General features: G+C 68.8%; 17 protein-coding genes. 5 read left to right on the top strand and 12 right to left on the bottom strand.

The genetic code is table 11. The features are described 5' to 3' along the window. Nucleotides 1-22: 22 nt before the first annotated feature. Nucleotides 23-1,225 carry a M50 family metallopeptidase gene (locus ON43_RS23560; RefSeq protein ID WP_040810919.1) on the bottom strand — a complete coding sequence of 401 codons (1,203 nt, stop codon included), beginning with the start codon at nt 1,223-1,225 and terminating at the stop codon, nt 23-25. A 22-nt stretch (nt 1,226-1,247) separates the two neighbouring features. Continuing rightward, the gene (dxr, locus tag ON43_RS23565; protein WP_040810921.1) at nt 1,248-2,387 is read right to left on the bottom strand and encodes a 1-deoxy-D-xylulose-5-phosphate reductoisomerase; all 1,140 of its coding nucleotides are present in this window, start codon (nt 2,385-2,387) and stop codon (nt 1,248-1,250) included. Nucleotides 2,388-2,630: 243 nt separating this feature from the next. Here dxr and ON43_RS23570 point away from each other — a divergent pair, with 243 nt between their 5' ends. Further along, entirely contained in the window at nt 2,631-2,915 is a 285-nt protein-coding gene (locus ON43_RS23570; protein WP_040810922.1) for a DUF2631 domain-containing protein, read from the top strand. A gap of 133 nt (nt 2,916-3,048) precedes the next feature. Then, nucleotides 3,049-3,360 carry a hypothetical protein gene (locus tag ON43_RS23575; RefSeq protein ID WP_040810923.1) on the top strand — a complete coding sequence of 104 codons (312 nt, stop codon included), beginning with the start codon at nt 3,049-3,051 and terminating at the stop codon, nt 3,358-3,360. A gap of 170 nt (nt 3,361-3,530) precedes the next feature. Here ON43_RS23575 and ON43_RS23580 read toward each other — a convergent pair whose 3' ends face one another. From ON43_RS23580 to ON43_RS23595, 4 genes are all read right to left on the bottom strand, one after another. Next, nucleotides 3,531-4,187, bottom strand: coding sequence for a DUF8020 domain-containing protein (locus ON43_RS23580; RefSeq protein ID WP_051179037.1), 657 nt, complete (start codon nt 4,185-4,187; stop codon nt 3,531-3,533). Nucleotides 4,188-4,441: 254 nt separating this feature from the next. Then, on the bottom strand, nt 4,442-5,152 hold the full coding sequence (locus tag ON43_RS23585) for a DUF8020 domain-containing protein (protein ID WP_051179038.1): 711 nt from the start codon (nt 5,150-5,152) through the stop codon (nt 4,442-4,444). 187 nt (nt 5,153-5,339) lie between these two features. Further along, complete coding sequence (locus ON43_RS23590) at nt 5,340-6,242, bottom strand: cytochrome c oxidase assembly protein (RefSeq protein ID WP_051179039.1); 903 nt, start codon at nt 6,240-6,242, stop codon at nt 5,340-5,342. A 143-nt stretch (nt 6,243-6,385) separates the two neighbouring features. Continuing rightward, nucleotides 6,386-7,087, bottom strand: a complete 702-nt coding sequence (locus ON43_RS23595) for a TetR/AcrR family transcriptional regulator (protein WP_051179041.1) — start codon at nt 7,085-7,087, stop codon at nt 6,386-6,388. A 97-nt stretch (nt 7,088-7,184) separates the two neighbouring features. On the opposite strand from ON43_RS23595, the gene ON43_RS23600 reads away from it, so the two are divergent. After that, nucleotides 7,185-9,383, top strand: a complete 2,199-nt coding sequence (locus tag ON43_RS23600; RefSeq protein WP_040810924.1) for an MMPL family transporter — start codon at nt 7,185-7,187, stop codon at nt 9,381-9,383. A gap of 37 nt (nt 9,384-9,420) precedes the next feature. On the opposite strand, the gene ON43_RS23605 is transcribed toward ON43_RS23600, so the two are convergent. From ON43_RS23605 to ON43_RS23625, 5 genes are all read right to left on the bottom strand, one after another. Further along, the gene (locus ON43_RS23605; RefSeq protein WP_040810925.1) at nt 9,421-10,077 is read right to left on the bottom strand and encodes a DedA family protein; all 657 of its coding nucleotides are present in this window, start codon (nt 10,075-10,077) and stop codon (nt 9,421-9,423) included. 28 nt (nt 10,078-10,105) lie between these two features. Further along, on the bottom strand, nt 10,106-11,422 hold the full coding sequence (locus tag ON43_RS23610) for a hypothetical protein (RefSeq protein WP_157514153.1): 1,317 nt from the start codon (nt 11,420-11,422) through the stop codon (nt 10,106-10,108). Nucleotides 11,423-11,549: 127 nt separating this feature from the next. Next, nucleotides 11,550-11,900 carry a DUF202 domain-containing protein gene (locus tag ON43_RS23615; RefSeq protein WP_051179043.1) on the bottom strand — a complete coding sequence of 117 codons (351 nt, stop codon included), beginning with the start codon at nt 11,898-11,900 and terminating at the stop codon, nt 11,550-11,552. After that, nucleotides 11,897-12,250, bottom strand: coding sequence for a YidH family protein (locus ON43_RS23620; RefSeq protein WP_040810927.1), 354 nt, complete (start codon nt 12,248-12,250; stop codon nt 11,897-11,899). Before ON43_RS23620 ends, ON43_RS23615 begins: the two co-directional genes overlap by 4 nt. A 58-nt stretch (nt 12,251-12,308) precedes the next feature. Then, a complete protein-coding gene (locus ON43_RS23625) occupies nt 12,309-13,112 on the bottom strand; it encodes an alpha/beta fold hydrolase (protein ID WP_040810928.1) in 804 nt (267 codons plus the stop codon). A 133-nt stretch (nt 13,113-13,245) separates the two neighbouring features. On the opposite strand from ON43_RS23625, the gene ON43_RS23630 reads away from it, so the two are divergent. Both ON43_RS23630 and ON43_RS23635 read left to right on the top strand, forming a co-directional pair. Next, on the top strand, nt 13,246-13,605 hold the full coding sequence (locus tag ON43_RS23630) for a YciI family protein (protein ID WP_040810929.1): 360 nt from the start codon (nt 13,246-13,248) through the stop codon (nt 13,603-13,605). Next, nucleotides 13,602-14,834 carry an RNA polymerase sigma factor gene (locus ON43_RS23635; protein ID WP_040810930.1) on the top strand — a complete coding sequence of 411 codons (1,233 nt, stop codon included), beginning with the start codon at nt 13,602-13,604 and terminating at the stop codon, nt 14,832-14,834. Before ON43_RS23630 ends, ON43_RS23635 begins: the two co-directional genes overlap by 4 nt. On the opposite strand, the gene ON43_RS23640 is transcribed toward ON43_RS23635, so the two are convergent. Then, nucleotides 14,806-15,339: a helix-turn-helix domain-containing protein gene (locus ON43_RS23640; protein WP_040810931.1), complete on the bottom strand. Its 534-nt coding sequence runs from the start codon at nt 15,337-15,339 to the stop codon at nt 14,806-14,808. The two genes, ON43_RS23635 and ON43_RS23640, sit on opposite strands and share 29 nt — an antisense overlap. Between the last annotated feature and the right edge of the window lie 21 nt (nt 15,340-15,360).

Below are 15,360 nucleotides of genomic sequence, written 5' to 3' on the forward strand. Positions count from 1 at the left end.
GATTCCCCAAGCGCGGCAAGCGCTATGGGAACAGCTTCACCGGGTTCACGATGTCGGCGACCAGGGTGAGGATCATGTACGCGCCGCCTATGACGACCACGACGTAGGTCGCCGGGAGCAGTTTCAGGTAGTCGACGGGAGCGCCGTCCGGCAGGCCCTTGCGGTTGCGGAAGAGGTTGCGGAGCTTCTCGTAGATGACCACGGCCATGTGGCCGCCGTCCAACGGCAGCAACGGAAGCAGGTTGAAGGCGCCCAGGAAGAAGTTGAGGCTGGCCAGGGTCAGGATGAAGATCGACCAGAGGCCGTGCTCGGCGGTCTCGCCGCCGATCTTGCTGGCGCCGTAGACCGAAACCGGAGTTTCCGGGTCGCGGACGCCGCCGGTGACGGCATGCCAGAGGTCGACGACCTTGGCGGGCATCTTGGCGAGGGATTCGACGGTCCGGACGGCGAGCTGGCCGGTGAAGGCGCCCGAGGCGGGAATGGCGGCCAGGACGTTGTATTTGACCGGCTCGTAGATGGTCTTCTGGACGCCGACCTTGGCGACGGTCCGGGCCTTGCCGTCCTTGTCGTAGACCACCGCCATCTGCGGGGTGATCGGGAGCTGCAGGGTGCGGCCGTCGCGGTCGACGGTGTAGGTGAAGGTGCCGGTCTGCTTCTGGGTCTGGGTGGTGAAGTCGTCCCAGCTCTTGATCGGGACGCCGTTGACCGCGGTCACCTTGTCACCGGGCTGCAGGCCGGCCAGCTCGGCCGGACCGGAACCGGTGCAGTCGTCGTACTTGGACCGGTCCGCCTTCATGTCGGACACGCAGATCAGCTTGCCCACCTGGGTTTCCGGCGGGGAATCCAGGCGCGGCAGCCCCCAGCCGACGGCCAGCACCACGATCAGTAGGAAGCCGATCAGGAAGTTCATCAGGATGCCGCCGGACATGACCAGCAGCCGCTTCCAGGTGGCCTGCCGGTACATGGCCCGGTCGAGCTCCTCGGGCTCGAGTTCGTCGAGGGCGGTCATGCCCGCGATATCGCAGAAGCCGCCCAGCGGCAGCGCCTTGAGACCGTATTCGGTCTCGCCGCGCTTCCACGAGAACACCTTGGGCCCGAAGCCGATGAAGTAGCGCCGCACCTTCATGCCGGTGGCCTGCGCGGTCCACATGTGACCGCATTCGTGCAGGGCGACCGAGGCCGTGATCCCGAGGGCGAACAGTATGAAGCCGATCGCGTAGCCCATCCGGTTACGAACCCTCCTGCTGTCAGCCGCGCACGAGCGTGCGTGCGGTGTCGCGCGCCCACGTATCGGCCGCGAGCACCTCGTCCAAGCTACCGGGTTCGACCGACCAGCGGTCGGCGGACTCCACGACGCGCGCCACCGTGCGCACGATGTCGGGGAATCGGATGAGTCCGTCCAGGAAGGCCTGCACCGCGATCTCGTTGGCGGCGTTGTAGACCGCGGTCACGCAACCACCGGCCTCACCGGCGCGGCGGGCCAGCTCGACGGCCGGGAAGACCCGATTGTCGACCGGTTCGAAGGTCCAGGTGGACGCGGTGGAGAAATCGCAGGCGGCGGCCGCGCCCGGCACCCGGTCCGGCCAGCCCAGGGCCAGCGCGATGGGCAGCTTCATATCGGGCGGGCTGGCCTGGGCCAAGGTCGAGCCGTCCTTGAAGGTGACCATGGAATGCACGATGGACTGCGGGTGCACGGTCACGTCGATATCCGCGTAGGGCACCCCGAACAGCAGGTGCGTCTCGATCAGCTCGAGGCCCTTGTTCACCAGCGACGCCGAGTTCAGCGTGTTCATCGGACCCATGGACCAGGTCGGATGCGTCTTGGCCTCGGCCGGATTCACCGACTCCAGCATCTCGGTGGTCCAGCCCCGGAACGGCCCGCCCGAGGCGGTCAGCACCAGCTTCGCGACCTCGTCGGCGCGCCCGCCGCGCAGGCACTGGGCCAGCGCCGAATGCTCGGAGTCCACCGGCACGATCTGCCCCGGCTTGGCCGCCCGCGTCACCAGCGAACCGCCCGCCACCAGAGATTCCTTGTTGGCCAAGGCAAGCCGCCGCCCCGATTCCAGGGTGGCCAGCGTCGGCTCCAGCCCGAGCGAACCGACCAGCGCGTTCAACACCACATCGGCGTCGGTACGCCGCACCAGCTCGGTAGCGGCGTCCGGACCGGCCAGCGCCACACCGAGTTTCGCCGCCGCGGCCTCGTCCGCCACCGCCACGTTGGTGGTCCCGGTCGCCGCGATCTGCTGAGCCAGCAGCTCCGTATTGCCCCCGCGCGCCGCCAGACCCACCACCTCGAAACGGTCGGGATTGGCAGCGATCACCTCCAGCGCCTGCGTACCAATCGACCCGGTGCTGCCCAGCAGCAGAACTCTCACAACGTCCGACACGCGCCTATTCTCTCCTGCCCCGATCTCGAATCCGCTTCGCCCCAATGCCGCCGATCCCACCCTTGATGGGCGTGGGTGTTTCGGGACCTCCGCCAGAGTCGGCGACACGCCCACCTCGCTCCGGGGTTTCAGAGGCTTGCCCCTGAGAGTTACGAGAGTTGTCCATCCCCCCTGCTGGCTACGACGCCGGGTCGTATGTCACGATATTGCCCAGCAATCGATTCGAGCCGTAAAGGAGCCAAAGTGGCCGCCACGGAACTGGAACCCGCGCACCCGAAGGATGTCGTCACCAAGGTCGACACCGCCGAGGTTCCGTCCGCCGCGTGGGGCTGGAGCGGTGAATCGCGCCGGACCGCCCGCGCCGCCGGTTGGGTCGTCGTCGTGATCCTGCTGGCCATGCTGTTCGAGAACCAGCAGGGCAGCTCGTCGGGCACCGGCAATGTCGGTTACATCTTCCTGATCCTGTTCGCGGTCGGCATCGCCTTCATCCTGATCCGCGATTCGATCCTGTCGCGCCGCCCGCGCTAGTCGCCCCGGCGCACATTTCCGACGCGTAATCCCTTGCCCCACCGACTCGTTCGGTGGGGCATTCGGGTTTTGTCGGTGTCTTGCGGCACACTCGCTAGCGTCCCAACGCAGTACGAGTAACCGGAGACATCACATGCGCAAGCTCCTGCCGTCCGCCCTGGTCGCCGTGGCCGCCACCGCCGCGCTGCTGGTCGGCCCCACCGGCACCGCCCACGCCCAGTCCTGGGCCTGCGGCACCGCCGTCGATCTCATCAACGCCGCCATCGACCAGTACCCCAACGGCATCGACAACGACGGTCAGAAGGCGCTGGCCGCCAAGCTGCTCGGCATCGACGCCTCCGGTTCGGACAAGGCGGCCATCGCGGCCTTCGCCACCGCGCTCATCGACGACAATGTCACCGATCTGAGCGACGCGATCGACGCGTTCAACGCTTCCTGCGCGTAAGCACTGCCGCGCGCTCACACCTGACCGAGGGCGCGCACACGAATCGGGCCGGATCGCATTCCAGCGATCCGGCCCGAATTCTATTGTCCCGCAACAACTCCTGCATAGTCGCCACGGGTGCCACGATCCGGTCCGACCGTGGTGGTCCCGGTCGGTCCCGGGTCAGCGGCTCAGTTGTCGGCCGCGGTCGGCGCGAGCAGCCGGGAACCCAGACCCAGGCCGATCGCGACGGCGGCGACGCCACCGGTCAGCACCAGCCCGGCCGCGGCACCGATCGGGATGCCGATGCCGGCGCCCATCAGGCAGCCGCCGATCCAGCCCGGGAGCAGCACCGGGGTGCCGAGGACCGCGCCGAGCGCGCAGCCGCCGACGCCGCCGATCAGGGTGCCGATCAGGGTGCCCATGCCGGTCGCGATGCCGAACTGCGACGAGGCCGCGGACCAGGCGGCATCCTGGTCGGCCTGGCTGGCGACGTTGTGCAGCACGGGGGCCGGGGTGGCGGCGGCCGGGTCCATGTTGGGGGTGAAAGTGGCGGTGTTGCCGTCGATCTGGGCAGCCACCGGGTGGGCCAGCCCGTCCGTCTGGAAGGACAGCGGGAACGCGGTCACCAGGCCGCCGTCGGCGTCGAGCACCTGGAACTGCCCGTCCTGCTGGGTGAGCGAACCGAGATCGGTCTTCAGCACGACCGAAGCGCCTTCGATCTTGGCGTCCCAGTGAATGGCGTCGGCCGTGGGTGCCGGGGCGGGATCGGCGTAGGCGGTGCCGGCGCTGATTCCGAGGGCCGCGATGGCCAGGGCCGAGGTGGCGGCGAACTTCTTGAATCGCATTACTTCTCGTCGCTTTCTTGAACGGGCGCTTCCCTCCAGGGAGCGAGGTCCTCATCGAGCACCCGGTACAAGAAAACCCAGCAAATGTTGCCTAGTTGTTGCTAAAACGTGGCGATAACAGGACTTTGAGTAGGTTTTGCGTAAATGTCATGTTCCATAGCTATTGGTACAACGCTTGCAGCAATCTCTTGGAATACGAAAAAGGCCCCTCCCAACAGGTGTCGGAGCGGGCCTTTTGCGTCGCGAACTTCCGGCTACTGCTCGGCCGGGTTGTTGATGCGGTTGAAGAAGACGATGCCGACGACGATCGCGGCGGGAACGCCCACGAGAACCAGACCGGCGGCAGCACCCAGGGTGATGCCGACCGCGGCACCGGCCATGCAGCCACCGATCCAGCCGGGAACGAGACCCGGGGTACCGACGGCAGCGCCGACGACACAGCCGAGCGAACCGCCGATGACGGTGCCGACCAGGGTGCCGATGGCGGTGGCCAGACCGAACTGGGTCGCCGCGGCCGAGACGGCGTCATCGAAGCTCGACTGCTTCTCGCTGGTCACGTTGTGCAGCAGCGGGTTGGCCGGGCGAGCGGCGGCCGGGTCGGTGTTGGGAACCAGGGTGGCGCGCAGACCCTCGACGATCGCCTGAATCGGGTGGTCCAGATCGTCCAGGGTGTAGGACAGCGGCACCGCGGTGACGACATTGCCGCCGTTGTCGCGAACCTGGAGCTGGCCGTTGTCGGTGCTGAGCGAGCCCTGGTCGATGTCGACCACCACGGCATTGCCATCGACCTTGGCGTTCCAGTGGATGCCCGGGGCCACCTGGGCGATGCCCTGGTTCACACCGTCGAGCAGGGAAGGAATGACCGGCACCGGAGCGGGGGCGGGATCCGCATGAACCACACCGGCGGTGACGCCGAGCGCCGCGATAACCATCGTAGAAGTGGCGGCGAGTTTGCTGAACTTCATGGCACTTGCTTTCTTACGGGGGTTGACCTTCCTCTGGGTGCTTCCCGAGAGCGAAGTGGACGTGGGTTTCGGGCGTCCGGGTCAAGTGTCCAGTAAGAATATGCTGAGAAATAGCGACAAATGTCCTTTGATAGCAGACGTCACTCAGTGCCATCAAGCGTGAGGCAAGCCACTCCCACCTGCGGATTCACCGCCGGAACCGCTCCCGAAGCTGCGGATCGTTCTCCCACCACAGGCCGCTGGACACCGCCTCGCCGTCCTCCTCGACATCGAGTTCGGCATCGGTCTCCCTCGCCTTGCGCGTCTCGTCCGCCGCGAACGCGCGCATGACGACCAGCGAATAGACGAGCCCGAGCAGATCGCCGAGCAGCCAGAGGATCCCCGCGCCGATGGTCTGATCCAGCCGCGCGTCCGGCCCCCAGGTGCGGCCGAGCGAGGAGTAGTAGCCGGTGGCCACGAGCGGACCCAGCCACAGCACGATCCCGAGAATGCCGTCGGCCAGGGATTCGGCAATGGTGATGAGCAGCGACAGACCCTGGGTGAAGTGCTTGGCCACCGGATCGACCTGAAGTCGCGAATAGAAGTACAGGAACCCGATGGCCACCACGAGGATCCGGGTCAGGGCGTCGACTCCCCCGTGCCGCAGCACCGCCTCGTACCAGGGCGAGAGGAACAGCGCCCAGGGCAGCAGCAGGATCAACACGGACGCGGTGGCCGGATGGGTGAGCACCCGGGCGATATCGCCGGAGAGCATGGCGTCCAAGCGTTTCCGGCCCGCGGGCCCCAGCGCCGCGCGCAGCACCGTGAACGGCGCTCCGGCCGCGAGCGCGAACGGCACCAGGTAGAGCAGGATCAACACCTGCAGCGCGCGCACCCAGAACAGCGTCCCGGAGTAGACGCCGATGAACCCGAGCCCGGAATACAGCCACACCCCGAGCCCGCCGACGGCGAAGCACACCGCCCGCCCCATCGAAAGCTGTTCGCCGCGTTGGCGCCCCTTCACGAAACAGATCGCATAGGCGACCCCGAGCAGCGCGGTGACCAGCACGGTCGAGCCGTCCCACCGCCACGAACTCACCAAACCGGCCATCCGCAACGGTGTTTCGATCCCGATCACGGCGTCCAGTATGCGCCGCCCCCACTCCCCGCCCGTCGAGTGGCACATCTTGGAGGCGATATGTCCGGATCATCCTGAAATCGCCCTCCAGGATGTGCCGTTCGGCGAAACGACGGTCAGGTGGGGAGGGCGATGTGGGGGTCGGTGGTGAGGTACGGCTCGGCTCGGGGGCCGGTGGCGAAGCCACGCAACACCGTGGCGATGGCGTGGCGGATGGCGGCCTCGCGGTCCGCGTCCTCGACGTCGGTCAGGGGGCCGTCGACGATGAGGGTGGCCAGGCCGTGGATGGCCGCCCAGGCCGTGAAATCGGCGCCGGGGCGTTGGCGCGGATCCATGAAGCCGAGCGATACCAGTGTGTCGAGGCCGACGCCGATGAGTTGGAAGATCGGGTCCTCCAGGACGTCCTCGTCCTTGTGGATGTCGATATCGCTGCCGCAGAACGCGGTTCGGAACAGGCCGCGCTCGCGGGAGGCGTACTCGATGTAGGCGCGGCCGGCGGTGGCCAGGCGGGCGATCGCGGTCGCGGTCGGATCGGCTTGGTCCGCAACGTCGTTCATGGCGGTGGCGAGGGCCTCGAACAGTGCGGCCTCGGCCTGCTCGTGGACCGCGGCCAGCAGCTCCTCGTGTCCGCTGAAGTGCCGGTAGGCGGCGGTGGCGGTGACGCCGACCGCGCGGGCGGCGGCGCGGACGGTGACCGCGGCCGGGCCGCCGATCTCGGCGAGTTGCGCGGAGGCGGTCACCAAGGCGTTGCGCAGGTCCCCGTGGTGGTAGGGGGTCTCGCGAACGGGTCGCTGAGCTGCATCGCCGGTGACGTCCACGACACCAATGTTGACACCCGTACAGATTCGATGGCAAGTTAACACCCACAAAGTTCACGCCTGTAAACATCCCTCGCGTTCCCGAGAGGAATCACCCATGAGCGCACTACTGGGGCGCCTCGGCGACTTCGCCTTCCGACGCCGGGGCCTGGTCGTCTCGATCTGGGTTCTCGTACTCGTCGCCGTGGTCGGCGGCGCGGCCCTCGCCGGCGGCCGCCTCGACGACCGCTTCACCGTGCCGGGCGCCGAATCCCAGCACGCCCTGGACACCTTGACCGAGACCGCGCCCGACGCCGCGGGCGCCACCGCACAGCTGGTCTTCACCGCGCCCGAGGGGCACCTCATCACCGAAGCGCCCTACCGCGCGGCCATCGCGCACACCCTGGAAACGGCCGGGACCGCACCCGGGGCGATCGGGGTGACCACACCGCAGGAGGCGGGAACGGTCTCCCCCGATCAGCGGACCGCGGTCGGCGTGGTGCATTTCGACGGCGACCGCTCCAAGGTGAGCGCCGATGCTCGCGAAACGGTCGAGAAGTCCGGTGACTCGGCTCGCGAAGCCGGACTCGAGGTTTCGGTCGGCGGATCCGCCTACGGGGCGGGCGACATACAGCCGGGCATCACCGAGATCCTCGGGCTCGCCGTGGCGGTGCTGGTTCTGCTGATCACCTTCGGTTCCCTGCTCGCCGCCGGAATGCCGCTGCTCTCAGCGGTTTTCGGGATCGCCGTCACGGTCGGCGGGCTGTTCGCGCTGAGCGCCGCGGTCCCGGTGTCCTCGACCGCGCTGACCCTGGCGCTGATGCTGGGCCTGGCGGTCGGGATCGACTACGCGCTGTTCATCCTGTCCCGGCATCGCTCCCAGTTGGCGGCCGGACTGACACCGCGCGCGTCGGCCCGTCGTGCGAACGAAACCGCGGGCAGCGCCGTCGTTTTCGCGGGCATCACGGTGATCATCGCGCTGGCCGCACTGAGCGTGATCGGCATTCCGTTCCTGACCGTCATGGGCCTGGCCGCCTCGGGAGCGGTCCTGGTCGCCGTGGCCGTGGCCCTGACGCTGCTGCCCGCGCTGGCCGGATTCGCCGGACACCGCCTGGCTCCGCGCCCCGGATCCCGGGCTCATCGCCGGATCACCGCCGCGGGCGACAGCACTGCACCGGACCAGAACGGCGCTGTCCCGCGCTCCGACAGCATGGGTGCGAGGTGGGCGCGGCTGGTGACCGCGCGGCCGGTGGTCACCGTCCTGGCGGTGGCCGGGGCGTTGATCCTGCTGGCCCTGCCGGTCGCGTCGCTGCGGACCGCCTTGCCGGACAACGGTTCCGCCGCCGTAGGGAGCGGACCGCGGCAGGCCTACGACACCATTGCCGAGAAGTTCGGTCCGGGATTCAACGGCCCGCTGGTCGTGGTCGTGGACGGCGACGCGAGTGCGGCGGCGACCGTCTCGGACTCGGTGCGCAAGCTGCCCGACGTCGCCTATGTGCTGCCGCCGCAGCCGACCCAGCGGGCGGGCCAGTCGCTGGTGACGGTGGTTCCGGCCAGCGCACCGGAATCGCAGCAGACCACCGATCTCGTGCACGCCATCCGTGACCGCGTGCCCGGCGCGGTGCCCGGGGCCGAGGTGACGGTGACCGGCGATACCGCCGTCACCATCGATGTCTCGCAACGGCTTTCGGCTTCGCTGCTGCCGTTCCTGGCCATCGTGGTCGGCCTGAGTCTGCTGCTGCTGGTCGTGGTGTTCCGCTCGATCGCGGTGCCGGTGAAGGCGGCGCTCGGCTTCCTGCTGTCGGTGGCGGCGGCACTGGGCACCACGGTGGCGGTGTTCCAATGGGGTTGGGCCGCCGAGCTGTTCGGGGTGGCGAAGGTGGGCCCGATGGTGAGCGTGCTGCCGATCATCCTGGTGGGCGTGCTGTTCGGGCTGGCCATGGATTACGAGGTGTTCCTGGTCTCCGGCATTCGCGAACAGTGGTTGCACCGGGGCGATTCGAAGACGTCGATCATCGAGGGCACCCGCCACAATGCCCGCGTGGTCACCGCGGCGGCCACCATCATGGTGGTGGTCTTCGCCTCGTTCGTGCCGATCGAGGACGCGATGATCAAGCCGATCGCGTTCGCGCTGGCGGTGGGTGTGCTGGTGGACGCGTTCGCGGTGCGCCTGACCCTGGTGCCCGCGGTGCTGGCGCTGCTGGGCCGGGCGGCATGGTGGCTGCCGCGCCGCCTGGACCGGATCCTGCCGGAGCTGAATATCGAAGGGCCGCAGGAGAAGAGCGAGGAACAACCCGCGGAGCTGGCCGCGGTGTGATCCGACGATCCCGGCCTCGGTGTGACCCGGGGCCGGATCAGTCGGTCTCGTGGGCCGGCTCGTGGGCGGCCTCGTACTCGGCCTCGAAGGCCTTCTCGCGGCGGCTCTCCCGGATCTTCCACACGATGAGCCCCAGCACGACGATGACGGCGACCGCGATGGCGATATCGCGGCCGACCGCCTTCGCCACCCGCTCGTAGGACTGTCCCGCCACGTACCCCAGCACCACGAACGTTGTGCCCCACACGATTCCACCGGCGGCATTGAAGATCAGGAAGCGGCGGTAGGGCATCCGCGAGGTCCCGGCCAGGGCGGGCATCATGGCCCGGAAGAAGGCGGTGAACCGGCCCAGGAACACCGCCCAGCCGCCGCGCCGGGCCAGGTAGTCCTGCGCCTTGTCGAGCCGTCCGCGATGGCGGTCCAGCATCTCGGCCTGCAGTAGTCGCGGCCCGACATGCTTGCCGACCTCGTATCCCACACTGTCGCCGATGATCGCGGCCGCCACCACCAGGACGATCATCACGCCGAGCACCACATGCCCCTGGCTGGCCGCCACTCCGCCGAGCACCGCGGCCGTCTCGCCCGGAATCACGAAGCCGACGAAGATCGCGTCCTCCGCGAACACCAGCAGGGTGACGATGAGGTACACCCAGATCGGGGCGATATCCAAAATCCGGTGCAGCAGCGAGTTCATGTCCGCAACGGTACCCAGGCCGCGAGATTCAGGTCGCGGGATCGTCCTCGGGGCGCCGCCGCAGCAGCACCCACAGACCCACCCCGCAGCCCGCCGCCAGCGCGGTCGCCGCCCAGCCCGGCGCGAACGAGGTGAAATCGCTGATGGTGCACGGCTTTCCGGGCTCGACCAGCAGGCAGTGCCCGCGGCGGGTGTAGTCGCGCAGCGCCAGCACCGGCGAGGGCGCGTACAGCAGCACGATGCCGAGCACGCGGGTGGAGCCGTAGCGCGGGGTGACCGCGCCGAAGCAGTAGCCCGCCAGCAGCGACAGCAGGCCGTGGCCGAGGCCGGTGAGAACGGCGGCGTGCCCGGCCGCGACCACCAGCACCGCGAACACCGAGATCCCGATGATGCCGACCGCCGCGACACGCATTCCGGGCCACCGGGTTCCGGCCAGCAGCCCGAGCCCGACGAGCACCATGTACAGCGGCAGCGACCAACCCGGCAGCCGCGTGACCAGGATGGCGCTGCCCGCACCCGCCAGCGCCACCGCCAGCAGCACCTGCGCGCCGTCGCGATCGGGCAGCAGCAGCGCCGCCAGCATCGCGGCCGATGCCGTGGCCAGAATGGTGATCGCGATATCGCGCGGGCTGTCGCCGTGCCGGGCCAGCACCGTGGAGCAGAGCAGGCTCACCCCGATCATCAACGCGCCCGCGATGATCGGCAGGATGGGCAGTTGCAGCGAATAGGGTTCGGCCGGTTGCGATCCCGGCTCCCGCAGGAACCGCCATGCGATCAAGACCAGAGCCAGCGCGATGAACCACAGCGGCGGCGCGTCGAGGGCGGGCCAGTTCTGCGGGAAGTGCTGGTCGATGACCCTGGATCGGGTCTCCGGTGCGATCTGCTGCAGGACGACGCCACCGATGGCCCCGAGCAGCCAGGCCAAAGCCGTCCAGGAGTACCGGGATTCGATGCGCGAGCGCGACAGCACCGCCGCGCCCGAGCCGCCGAAGATCAGACCGCCCGCTATCGAGTCCAGGAAGTTCAGGGTGGCGAGGGACGTGCCCAGCACGGCGTGCCGCCCCAGCAGATGGTTCAGGAACAGCAGCGCCACCCCACCCAGCGCCACGCCCCAGCGCAGGCTCTGCCCGCCCAGCGCGGTCGCCAGCACCGCCGCGACCACGGCAATCAGCGAACCTGCCGCAATCGCCTGCGGCAGACTGAAAACCAGCAGATCCAGCCGCAGCGCCGTACTCCGAGAGGTCCATGCGAAGTCGATCGGGACCATGAGCGACAGGCCAGCTATCAGCGCGGCGGCAAACGCGGTGGCCGCCTCCAAGCCCTCCCGACCCCACCGGACCGTCATCGAAGCCCGAGTGGACGCGATCCGGAAACCCGCCGATCTGCACCCATCTCGTCAGATTAGCAATTATTCAGCTACCAACCGGGGAGGCTGGGAACCGTCCGCCACAAGAGCCGGAGCGCGCTGTGAATCAAGCCGCATGCGCGAGAACCATCCCGATCGACACCAAGCCCACCGCCGCCACTCCACCCGCCACGAACGGCAGCAACGGGACGGCGGCCCGATGCTCACGACGCCGCAGGCTCCGATTTCGCGCCACCGCCACCACCGCGAGCACCACCATCACCACCGCGGAGGCCAGCGGCAGCAGCCCGGTCGGCTGCCACCCCACGCCACCCTCGGCCGCGACCTTCCCGAACAAGGCCGCACTGGCCATCGCGGAAATGGCGGTGCGCCGCCAGGCGAGCGCGGTTCGCTCGACCGCCAGTCCCGTATCCGGCGCGGCCGCAGCGCTTTTCGTGGCCGTGCCCGCACCGCTCACAGGCCGAGGACGCCGATCACCGCGAAGGCGGAGATCAATGTGACGCCCGCGGCCAGCACGGGAATCAGCACATTCCGCGGCAACTTCTTGCCCGCCCACATGGCCTGCTCGACCTTGCGCCACTGCGTGTACGCGCCGACTGCGAGGATGACCGCCAGCACGATGGCCGACATGGCGATGGCCACCCGCAATCCGTGGATGCGGAACCGTTCGACCAGCGTGTGCACGGCGACACCACCCGCGAGCAGGCCCAGCGAGGTGCGGATCCAGGCCAGGAAGGTGCGCTCGTTGGCGAGGGTGAATCGATAGTCGAGTTCGTTCTGCTCTTCGGACTGCTGATCGGAAGCCACCCCGCCATTTTATTGCATAGTGACTGCAATAATGCCGGGGTGTGAGCATCCGTACAGCTCAGCCCTCGCCGAGGAAGGCGTCGAGCACCTTCGCGGTGGCCTCGGCGGGAATGCCGTGGTCGGCGCCGCCGGGCACGCCGACGTAGCGGGCGTTGGCGAGCCGGGCGGGCAGCGCCTCGGAGGCCGAGCGCACGCCGGGCCAGGATTCGGGGCTGCTGATCACGAGGGCTTCGATGTCCAGGCGGGCCATCTCGGGGGTCGGGACATTGGGCGGGCGGCAGATGGCGGCGTCGTAGACCACGGTCTGCGCGATGGCCTCCAGCTGCGGCCAGATCGGGGACAGCTTCACCTGTTCGATCAATTCCGCCGGGAGACCGATGCCTTCGCGCTGCATGAGTTCCACGGCCGCGCCGCGCTCCCCGCGGGCGATCAGCTCGGCCAGGCGTTCGGGCAGGCGGTGCGGGGCGTGGTCGGCCAGCCCCGCCAATGCGAAGGGCGGCTCGTAGAGAGCCAGGCGGGTGATGGTCGAGCCCGCCGCGGCGGCGCGCAGGGCCAGGATCGCGCCGGAGGAGAAGCCGAAAACCGCTGCGCTGCCGCCGATATCGGCGAGGACGGCGTCGAGGTCCTCGATCTCACGTCGGATGTCGTAGCGAGCGGCATCCACAGGGGCGATGGCGTCGGTGCTGTCGCCGCGGCCGCGGCGGTCGGGGCGGACGACGGTGTAGCGGTCGCTCAGCTGCTCGGCCAGCGGCGCGCAGGTGGTGCTGTCGTTGAAGGCGCCGGGCAGGAACACGATGGCCGGGCCGGTACCGGCGCGGTGGTAGGCGATGACGGTGCCATCGGCGGAGGTCACGGTGGGCATGGGAGTTTCTCCATCGGTCGGGGCTTGATATCGGCACGACGAACGGGAATCCCGGCCTTGGACACCTCGCGTCGGCATAGTTGATGTCCATCCCCGGCCGATCCGTTCGTCGAGGGGGTGAAAGGAGACGACCATGCGATATTTGTTGCTGATCAGCGCCGACGAATCCCGGGTGGATGACGCGGTGTCCGAGGAGGGGCTGCGGGATTTCCGGGCGTGGATGGACGATCTGCTGGCCCGCGGTGTGCTCACGGCGCACGAGGGTCTGCATCCCAGCCACACCGCCACGACGGTCCGGGTGCGCGGGGACGAGGTGCTGCTGACCGACGGGCCGTTCCTGGAGGCCAAGGATCAGATCGGCGGTTTCGCGCTCATCGAGGTGGAGGATCTGGACGAGGCCATCGAGATCGCGGCGCGGCATCCGGCCAGTCGCTTCGGGCAGATCGAGATTCGGCCGGTGCTCACGCTTCCCCTCGGAATCCCTGCCCCGTGACCGCGGTCGACGATGCCATTACCGCCGCGTTCCGCACCGAGTGGGCGCGGCTGGTGGCGACCCTCATCGGCGGGCTGGGCGATTGGGATCTGGCCGAGGAGTGCGCGCAGGAGGCGTTCGCGCTGGCCTGGCGCACCTGGCCGCGCGACGGCATCCCGGATCGGCCGGGCGCGTGGCTGCTCACCGCGGCGCGGCGGCGGGCCGTGGACCGATTGCGCCGGGAGCGGGTGGGTGCCGAGAAGCTGCGCGCGCTCGCCCTGATCGATGACCCCGGAGAACCCGTGTCCGACAACAGCATTCCCGACGACCGGCTGCGCCTGCTGTTCACCTGCTGCCATCCTGCGCTGGCCTTCGAGGCCCAGGTGGCGCTGGCGCTGCGCACCTTGACCGGGTTGACGACCGCCGAAATCGCCCGCGCCTTCGGCGTTCCCGAGCCGACCATGGCGAAAAGGCTGGTGCGGGCCAAGCAGAAGATTCGCGATGCCGCGATCCCGTACCGGGTACCGCCCGCGCATCTGCTGCCCGAGCGGACCCGGGCGGTGCTGGGGGTGATCTATCTGCTGTTCAACGAGGGGTACGTGGCCAGCGGCGGGGCGGAGTTGCAGCGGGCGGATCTCGCGGCGGAGGCGCAGCGGCTGGCCGCGCTGGTGGTGGAGTTGATGCCGGACGATCCGGAGGCCGGTGGGTTGAATGCCCTTGTGCTGCTGCAACAGTCGCGGGCGGCGACGCGCAGCGCGGCCGACGGCGGGTTGATTCCGCTGGAGGAACAGGATCGAACCCGCTGGGATCGGGAGCTGATCGCCGCCGGGCTGACCGAATTGCGGCGTACCGCGCGGCGAGATCGTCTGGGGCCGTATCAGTTACAGGCGATGATCGTCGCATGCCACGTCACCGCGGAGGGTCCCGGGGACACCGACTGGGCGCGGATCACCGAACTGTACGAAGCCCTGCTGGTCCAAGTCCCCTCCCCCACTGTGGCTTTGAACCATGCCATCGCCGTCGCCATGCGCTCCGGTCCTGAGGCGGGGCTGAAACTACTGGACGAGCTGGTCACCACACCCGAGCAAGGTCACCTGTTCGCGGCCGCCCGCGCGGACCTGCTGCGCCGACTCGGCCGCGACGATGCCGCCGCACGGGAATACCGCACCGCCCTGCAACTCGCCGCCAATGACGCCGAACGCGCCTACCTGACCCGCCGTCTCAACGAGGTTGTTCGATCGGAAACATGATGGGGCTCAACAGATATTGATCACGCCCCGCCTCGGCCCGGTTGGCCAGTCGCGGCACGATCACCGCGCTCAATTCGGCGATCATCTGCTCGAGCTCCTCGCGGCTCAGCCACAGCGCATGCTGCCGGAATCCGACGAGATCCGCCGCGGGATCGGGCTTCTCACCGTCGAGGTAGGCGTTGAATTCGGCGATCAGCACGGCCATGGCGACGGCGAACACGGAACGGTATCCGTCACCGGACAATTCGGCGGCCGCCTCGGTGGGAATGGCGGCCTTGTCCTGCCGCAGCCGGTAGAGCCGCTCCACCGCGCCGCGCACCCGCCGTTCCTCCGCGACCTCCAGAATGCCCGCGGCGGTGAGCGCGTCGACGTGCCGGTACACCGTCGCCTTCGAGATGTCGGGCAGGCGATCGCACAGTTCGCCGGTGGTCAGGGTCCGATCCCCGCGCAGCGCGTGCACGATGCGCAGCCGCGCCGGATGCGCCAGCAGCTCGAAGGTTTCCACTACCCAACCTTCTCACACCCT

It is taken from the genome of Nocardia concava NBRC 100430 (assembly GCF_000308815.1).
Taxonomy (GTDB): domain Bacteria; phylum Actinomycetota; class Actinomycetes; order Mycobacteriales; family Mycobacteriaceae; genus Nocardia; species Nocardia concava.